Here is a 7,864-nt window from a genome sequence, read left to right as displayed (position 1 = left end):
TGCGTTTGGGCTGCGGCCTGAGTGCCCACAAGCCGCCAAAAGGCGGCTTTGTTGCGCCTGGGGTGCGCGGGGACGGGGGAAGGTGGCCTACCTGCCCTCAAGGACAGCAAACAGCTATGATGTATCTGTCATTGACAGGAGAATGCAGCATGGCCCGAATTCTGCTCGGTATCCTTTTCTTGTGGCTGGCCGGTCTGGCGCAGGCGGCGGAACCACGGCTGGCACCGGATGGTTGGGAACAGCAACGCACGCTGGTACTGGGGGGCCAACCGGTTTATCTGTTCATGGCCAAAGAGGGGGAGCTGACGGCCCAGCAACGCGTGGCCAGGGTGCAGGCCCGCTTGCAGGTTCTGGAGGCGGCAGATGCCAGCCATGCGGTTGAAGCGACGCCATATGGGCAAGGGGCCGCCACGGGCTACCGGCTGTCGGTCAACGGCAAGTCCTTGTTCAATATTGTCGCTGGAGATCTGGATCCAGCGGATGGCCTGAGCTTGCAGCAGTCTGCCAGTAATGTGCAGCAGCGGCTGAATGCCTTACGGCTGGCCTATTTGGAGGAGCATTCTTCCGGAGCACTGGCTACCGCGCTGGCTCTGAGTCTGGCTGGCAGTGTGCTATTCGCTGCGCTGCTTTATCTGATGATGATTTTGCGCCGGCGCGCATTGCTGCGGGTGTCGCAACGGCATGCGCTGTTTCCTGGCTGGCTTAACAAGCGGCAGACCCTGCAGCGGCTGCTGCAGCGTGCTGAAGGCAGCATCATCAACCTGACCACGGGTCTGTGTGTCATTTTTCTGAGTTATCTGTGGTTGACCTGGCTGCTGGGGCGTTTTCCTTACACCTTGCCCTGGAGTCGTCGTCTGGGCAGTTTCCTGTGGCAGCTGGTCGCGTCGCTGGGCTCTGATGCGCTCGGTGCGTTACCCGGTTTGCTGACGGTGGGGCTGATCTTCCTGTTTACCCGCTTGCTGACTCGTGGTCTGCAACTGATTTTCGACATGGCCGAACGTGGCCAGCTGCGTTTTCCTGGCCTGCATCCCGAGACCGCCGGTGCTACGCGCCGCTTACTGGGGGTGGTGCTCTGGCTGTTTGCGCTGACGGTTGCCTATCCCTATCTGCCGGGAGCGGACTCCGATGCGTTCAAGGGGATGAGCGTATTTTTCGGTTTGCTGGTCACCTTAGGTTCGGCAGGCATCATGAACCATGCGATGAGTGGCCTGGTATTGGTGTATTCGCGTGCCTTGCGACCGGGTGATTTCGTGCGCATCGGTGATGTAGAAGGTGTGGTCACCGAACTCAGTGCCTTGTCGACCAAGATACTGACCCGGCAGGAGCACGAAGTGACGCTGCCCAATGCGGTGGTGGTGGGCGGCAAGGTGGAGAATTACAGCCGCACCAGCCCGGGCCGTGGCCTGATACTGACGACCACGGTCACCATTGGTTACGACACGCCGTGGCGGCAGGTCAGTGCCATGCTGGAGCTGGCGGCACACCGTACCTCACTGGCGGATCACACCGAAGCCGTGGTGGTGCGGCAGTTGAACCTGCAGGATTTCTACGTCGAGTACGAACTGCAATTACGTGCAATTGCCGATGTCCTGCCGCAGGAAGTGCGCAGCGAGCTGCACGGGCATATTCAGGACACCTTCAACGAATTCGGGGTGCAGATCATGTCGCCACATTTCATGGCTCAGCCGGAGCAGGCTGTCATGGTGCAAGCCGCACAATGGTATGCCGCGCCAGCCCGACCAGCTACGGCAGAGGGTGATCAGACTAAATAGCTGTTTGTCATCAATTGTGTGAAATCAGCGCGGAGGAACCCCGCTAGCAGTCAGATGCGATTGGCTGGGGCAATCTGTGCTTTTCTAGCCTGGAATTTATATTAATTGTTTAAGTGATCGCGGATTTTATCAATAAGTGCCGGCGTAATGCTTGCCTGGCAGGGTGGCTTGCTGCTATACCAAAAGCGTAAATTATCGCATTGCTGCCGGCCTTCCCATCTCCGGTGGCCATCCGCCGAGGGATACCGCAATGTCGTCGCTGCCAATGAGGCTGTTGATCCTGGAAGACCAGGTGATTCTGCGCAAGCTGATTTCCCGCCAGACCGGCTTTTTCAGCCGCCATGCCACCCAGATTGATGAATTCAGCGACCCGGCCGAGGCATTGCGCAGCGCGGCGGAAATCAGCTACGACCTGATCATTACCGATATCGGCATGCCGGGCATGAACGGCATCGATTTCATCAAGAATCTCAGTGCCATCGGCTGTCGGGCCTCGTTGTTGATCATTTCCGGCTACGACGACCGCACTTTGCACACCATTGCCGACATGGCCCACCATCAGGGTATCAGCAGCGTCCATTTCCTGTGCAAGCCCTACAGCATCGACCAGTTTCTGCATCGGCTCAACGCGGTCTTTGCCGATCTGGAGCAGCGTGCGCTTACCTGTCCGCTTGATCTGCAACAGCTGTGGCAGGACTGTGCCAGCCAGCCGCTGCAGCTGGAGTTCAAGCCAGTACTGAGCCGTGATACGCAGCAGCTACGTGGCATGCACCTGGCAGCCATCCGGCTGCAGGACAGGCTGTTGCCGCTGGATGCTGCGCTATACCGCCAGCTGGCGGCCAATCCGCAATTGCCGGTGCTGATTCTGGAAGTAGTCATGGAGCAGCTAGCCCAATTGCTGGCCAGCCTGCCGTTGGAGCTGCGCCAGCACTGTCTGTTCAGCCTTTATCTGGATGGCGATTGTCTGGCCAACGACAATCTGTTCGACCGCTACCACAGCACCTTGCGTCAATATGGCATCCAGCCCGGGCAGATCGGCTTTCTGCTGGCTGATGGCATGCATGAGCAACGGTCGGCGGTGTGCTTTGAAAACATTGCCAAATTGAAGTACTTCGGCTTCTCGCTGTTGGCAGACCAACTGGGCGAAGGCGGGCTGACGCTGGGCAATCTGCTGCGCCTGCCGCTGGATGGCGTGTGCATTTCAGCCACCGCCTTGCGCCAGTTGCGCCTGCAGGCCGTGGATATGCCGGCACTGCTGCACTGCTGCGGCCTGACTTTGCCGCAGTTGACCATCACCCGGCTCGACATGGAAGCCGACCTTGCGCTACTGGACGGCCTGGAAGGCTGCAGTGTCAGTGGCGAACAGATAGCCCTGCAGATGAGCAGCAGCGAACTATCATCTTATTTACAGCAATAGACTGCCGGCAAGCTCATGCACCAGACCGGCAGCGTACTGATGTCCCGCCATGCAAAGGGGTGAACATGTCTAACGAGCTAGAAAAACTCAAGATACTGGTGGTGGACGACCAGTCGCTGGTCAGGACGCTGGTCAGCCAGTCCTTGCAGTCCATGGGTATCCGGGCTGAAAACATCTCGCAGGCACCGGATGGCAGCACTGCCATGCGCACACTGGACATGCGCATGGTGGACTTGGTGCTGTGCGATGTGGAAATGAAGCCGATGAACGGCCTGGACCTGCTCAAGGAACTGCGCTGCGGCCATACCATGAATGCCTCCAATCTACCGTTCATCATCCTGTCCGGGCATGCCGACCGCGGCAATGTCACGGTGGCCGTGCAGCTGCATGCGGATGGTTTTGTGGTCAAGCCACCCAAGCCGGTGGATGTGGAAAAAGCCATTGCGCAGGCCTTGCGCCGCACTCGGCCGGAAGTGGACCCCTTCAGCTATTACGGCGTGGATACCGGCACCGATTACGACAAGAAAGTGTTCCGCCGCCTGTTCGAGCCGCGCCCGGAGGACCTGCCTGATGGCCCCAATGAAACGGTTACCGTAAACAGTGCCAAGCCCGGCTCCGTGCTGGCCGAGGACCTGTTCAGCAAGGGCGGTCACCTGTTGCTGCCACGCGGTGCCAGCATTTCTGCCAACCAGCTGGCGGTACTGCGCAACTACAGCGACCGCTATGGCGTGCAGCAGCTGGTGGTTGAAAAAGCCGTGGAGGCCGCCGCCGAGGGCGACCCTGCCTCCGAGCCGACCGGCTGAAACAGACTGCCCGCAGGGGAGAGTGCATGGCCACTATCAGCAACAAGGCAAGCCAGACCTTATCCATTGGCAGGGCCGTCATCGCCATCGTGGTGTTGCTGGGGGTCTTCCAGATCGGCTGGGTGGCCAGATTGCTGTCGGTTTCATGGCAGCATTATCAGCAGGCAGTCGAACTGGCCGAAGTGCACCAGATCCGTACCAAGCTCTATACCGCTGCCGATCTGCTGCGGCGGGAGGCCATACTCAGCCGCAGCCTGCTGTATCGCGACCATCCGCCTTTCCCACAGGAACGCAGTCAGCTGCAGCTGCTGCGTGCACAGGCCGATCAGTGTATGGAGCTGGCGCTGGCAGCTGGTCAGCGTGATGTGGTGAGCGAGCAGCGTCCCAAGCTGGCCATGGTGCAGATGCAACTGGACAGTTTCCGCAGCTTGCGCGCAGAAGTGGACATGCACATTGGCCCGGCGTGGGGCCAGGACGAAACCCTGGGCTATGCCGAAGAACTGTCATCCCGCCATCTGCAGGATGCCATCGATAATGTACTGATCGGCATGAACGGCCAGATGAAATGGACCGCGCCGGCCGGGCTCTACATCAATATGGACATTGCCCAGAGCAGCTGGAGCATAGGCCATACCCTGCGCACCACGGCAACGGCCTTGCTGCTGCGCAGCGAGCTGGATTCCCCGCTGAGCGAGACGGAAGAGGGCGACCTGCAGTCGCGACTGGACCTGAGCAACCTGATGCTGCAACAGCTGCGGGTGGATGCCGGCCATATCGAAGACCCGGCGCTGGCCGACAGCCTGCGCCGTATTTCCGATTCCGCCCTGACCCTGCACATGCTCAACAAGCAGCAGGTGCAACAACAACAGCAGCACCAGAGCATGCGTGGCATGCAAGGCGCCATGCAGCCGCTGCTGGACAAGGTGCAGCAGGAAAGCTGGGCGCTGTTCCAGAATGCCAACCGGCTGTGTGCCGAGCAGATCCAGCAGGCGCTGGCTGATTACCGCCGCCAGCTGATCCATGACAGCCTGCTGGGGCTGGCGATACTGGGGCTGGCGCTGATCCTGCTGTACAGCATGACCAAGCGGGTACTCAAGCCGCTCAATCACCTGCAAAGCATGCTGGATGCTGCTGGCGACGCCATCATGACCATCAGCCAGCAAGGCCGCGTGTTGTCGGCCAATGCCGGGGCGCAGCGCTTGTTCGGTACCGGCAGACAAGCGCTGGAAGGTATGCAGATCAGCCAGTTGCTGCGGCTGCAGCAGTCCTTGGACGACACGCTGCTGGCCGCCAGCGAGCTGGGTAGCCAGGTGCTGCAAGGCGAAGGGATCAAGCTGAACGGCGAATTGTTTTTCGCCGGCATTACCCTCAGCACCTTCCGTACTTCGGCCTCGGAAAAAGTCTTCATGCTCATCGTGCGGGACGAGCATCAGCGCCGCATTGCGGAAAACTCGCTGGAGCACAACCTGAGCATGCTGTCGGCCATTTCCCATGTAGAAAATCTCATGCTCAGCCGCTGGCCGCGCAATGAGGTGCTGGACCGGCTGCTGCAGGAATTCATCCGTTTCAGCCATGCCGAACAAGGCTTCATGCTGGTGCTGGCCGAGTTTCCGGATGACCGCTTCGAAATCCACCTGCAGGCCGGCCAGTGGCCGGACACCTTGCCCCCGCTGGAAGAACTGTCCCACGAAGCCGAGCCGCTGACCTGGCTGCTGCAAAGGCTGGCAGAGATGCCGTCGTGGATTACCCTGCCGGTGTCGATGGATGACGACGTATCGGCGCTGATCTGCCTGCGGCAGCCTGATCTGGCCATGCTGGGCAAGGGCATTCAGCCGCTGGTGGGGGCCTATGCCAATATTCTCGGCTTTTTCGACGAAGAAGACCGGCGCATGCTGTCCGAATCGCAGTTGCGCTCGGTATTGCAGGAAGAAGAAGCCATCTATTCCGCCTCGCCGGTCGGCTTGCTGCGGCTCAACGAGCAGATGCAGATTGTCCGTGCCAACCGCATGGCCGAAGACATCTTCAGCCAGGATGGCAATATGTTGCCCGGCATGCATTTGATGGAACTGCTGGCCTCAGACCAGAGCTGGTTCGACCTGACCAGCCAGCTCAACAGCATGGTGCAATACCAGAGCAAGCTGCGCTGCGAACTGGAATGCCTGGGGGCCGACGGCCGGCCGATCTGGGTGCTGTTCGAGGGCATGCTGCTGTTTCCCGACCGGCCGCGCGAGGGCACCATTCTGGCCTGTCTGGATATCACCGAGCGCAAGCTGGCGGAATTCGAGCTGCGTATGGCCCGTGACCAGGCCAATGCTGCCAATCGGGCCAAGAGCTCTTTCCTGGCCACCATGAGCCATGAAATCCGTACCCCGATGAACGGTGTGCTGGGCATGCTGGAATTGCTGACCATGACGCCGCTCAACCCCGAGCAGAAAGACAGCGTCAGCACCATTCAGGAGTCGGCACGCACCCTGTTGCGGCTGATCGACGACATCCTGGACTTCTCCAAGATCGAGGCCGACAAGCTGGAGGTGGTGCAAACCCCGACGGCGGTCAAGCCGCTGCTGGAGCAGGTACGCACCCTGTATGCCGAAACGGCCGCAGCCAAAGGCCTGCGCCTGCAACTGGAAGTAGACGACAAGCTGGCCCCGGCCCTGCTGCTCGACCCCTTGCGGCTGCGGCAGATTCTGCAGAACTTTGTCAGCAATGCCGTCAAGTTCACCGCCAACGGCGGCATCACCCTGCGGGTGGAAGTGCTGGAACAGGAGTTTGCCGCGCAGACGTTGCGCTTTGACATCATCGATAGCGGCATTGGCATTTCCCAGGAAAACCTCAGCCGGCTGTTCGAGCCGTTTACCCAGGCCGAATCCGATACCAGCCGGCGCTTTGGCGGCACCGGCTTGGGGCTGGCCATCTGCCGCCGGCTGGCAGGCCTGATGGGTGGCCATGTCGAGCTGGAAAGCCAGCCCGGCGAGGGGACCCGTGCCTCGCTGCTGCTGGTGGCCAATATCGTGGACGAAGCCGAGCTGCCGGCTGTCGAGGCCGACAGTGGCCAGCCGCCAGCGGCTGCGCCGGATGCGCCGCATGGTGTGGTGTTGCCCATCCTGTTTGCTGAAGACAATCCCACCAATCGCAAGCTCACGCTGCGCCAGCTGGAAAAACTGGGCTATGCCGCCGAGTGTGCCGAGGATGGCGCACAAGCCTACGCCATGTGGCAGGCCGGCCAGTACAGCCTGTTGCTGACCGACTGCCACATGCCGGTGACCGACGGCTACGAACTGGCACGGCTGATTCGTGCCTATGAGGCCGAACATGCCGAGCGTGGCCACCTGCCCATTATTGCCTGCACCGCCAATGCCGGGCAGGAAGAGCTGCACAAGACCAGTGCCGCCGGCATGGATGATTTTCTGACCAAGCCGCTGGCCATCAACGTGCTATCGGCCATGCTGGATAAATGGCTGCACCAACCGCAGGAGAATGTGATGTCCGACACCCAGGAACAGACACCCAATAGCGCCGCCCCCTGTCCTGTAGACCGCTCCGTGCTGGAGGTCTACAGCGATGGTGAGCTGTCCGTCGAGCTGGAAATCCTGCACGACTTCGAAGAGGCCAATCGTGAAGACATCGCCGCGCTGCGCCTGGCGGCAGCCGAGGTCAATGTCGAGCAGCTGGCCTGGGCCGCGCACCGGATCAAGGGCGCCAGTCGCATGGTGGGGGCCAATGCCATGGGTGATGCTGCCGAACAGGTGGAGAAGACGGCCAAGGCCGGCCAGGGCGAGCAGGCGGTGGCGCTGCTGGCCGGGCTGGAAGTCGCGCTGGGTGAGTTTGAACACTGGCTGCAACAGCAGGACACCGCCAGCGTATAAGCCGGC

At 60.7% G+C, this 7,864-nt stretch carries 4 protein-coding genes; all 4 read left to right on the top strand.

The genetic code is table 11. The features are described from left to right. Nucleotides 1–149 precede the first annotated feature (149 nt). The 4 genes from DBR44_RS18025 (at nt 150) to DBR44_RS18010 (ending at nt 7,858) form a co-directional block, all read left to right on the top strand. On the top strand, nt 150–1,772 hold the full coding sequence (locus tag DBR44_RS18025; protein WP_124645366.1) for a mechanosensitive ion channel family protein: 1,623 nt from the start codon (nt 150–152) through the stop codon (nt 1,770–1,772). 250 nt (nt 1,773–2,022) lie between these two features. Further along, on the top strand, nt 2,023–3,189 hold the full coding sequence (locus DBR44_RS18020) for an EAL domain-containing protein (protein ID WP_124645365.1): 1,167 nt from the start codon (nt 2,023–2,025) through the stop codon (nt 3,187–3,189). Nucleotides 3,190–3,254: 65 nt separating this feature from the next. Further along, nucleotides 3,255–3,992 carry a response regulator gene (locus DBR44_RS18015; protein ID WP_124645364.1) on the top strand — a complete coding sequence of 246 codons (738 nt, stop codon included), beginning with the start codon at nt 3,255–3,257 and terminating at the stop codon, nt 3,990–3,992. A gap of 26 nt (nt 3,993–4,018) precedes the next feature. Continuing rightward, nucleotides 4,019–7,858, top strand: a complete 3,840-nt coding sequence (locus DBR44_RS18010; protein WP_124645363.1) for an ATP-binding protein — start codon at nt 4,019–4,021, stop codon at nt 7,856–7,858. Nucleotides 7,859–7,864: the final 6 nt, after the last annotated feature.

The organism is Aquitalea sp. FJL05 (assembly GCF_003852595.1).
In the GTDB taxonomy this organism is placed as follows: domain Bacteria; phylum Pseudomonadota; class Gammaproteobacteria; order Burkholderiales; family Chromobacteriaceae; genus Aquitalea; species Aquitalea aquatilis.
Note: the sequence above shows the minus strand (reverse complement) of the source record. Positions and strands in the feature narration are given on the sequence as shown.

Excerpts from the sequence above, each read along its gene's own strand:
- DBR44_RS18020 (WP_124645365.1), top strand. The coding sequence starts at position 2,023 with ATGTCGTCGCTGCCAATGAGGCTGTTGATCCTGGAAGACCAGGTGATT.
- DBR44_RS18015 (WP_124645364.1), top strand. The coding sequence starts at position 3,255 with ATGTCTAACGAGCTAGAAAAACTCAAGATACTGGTGGTGGACGACCAG.
- DBR44_RS18010 (WP_124645363.1), top strand. The coding sequence starts at position 4,019 with ATGGCCACTATCAGCAACAAGGCAAGCCAGACCTTATCCATTGGCAGG.
- DBR44_RS18025 (WP_124645366.1), top strand. The coding sequence starts at position 150 with ATGGCCCGAATTCTGCTCGGTATCCTTTTCTTGTGGCTGGCCGGTCTG.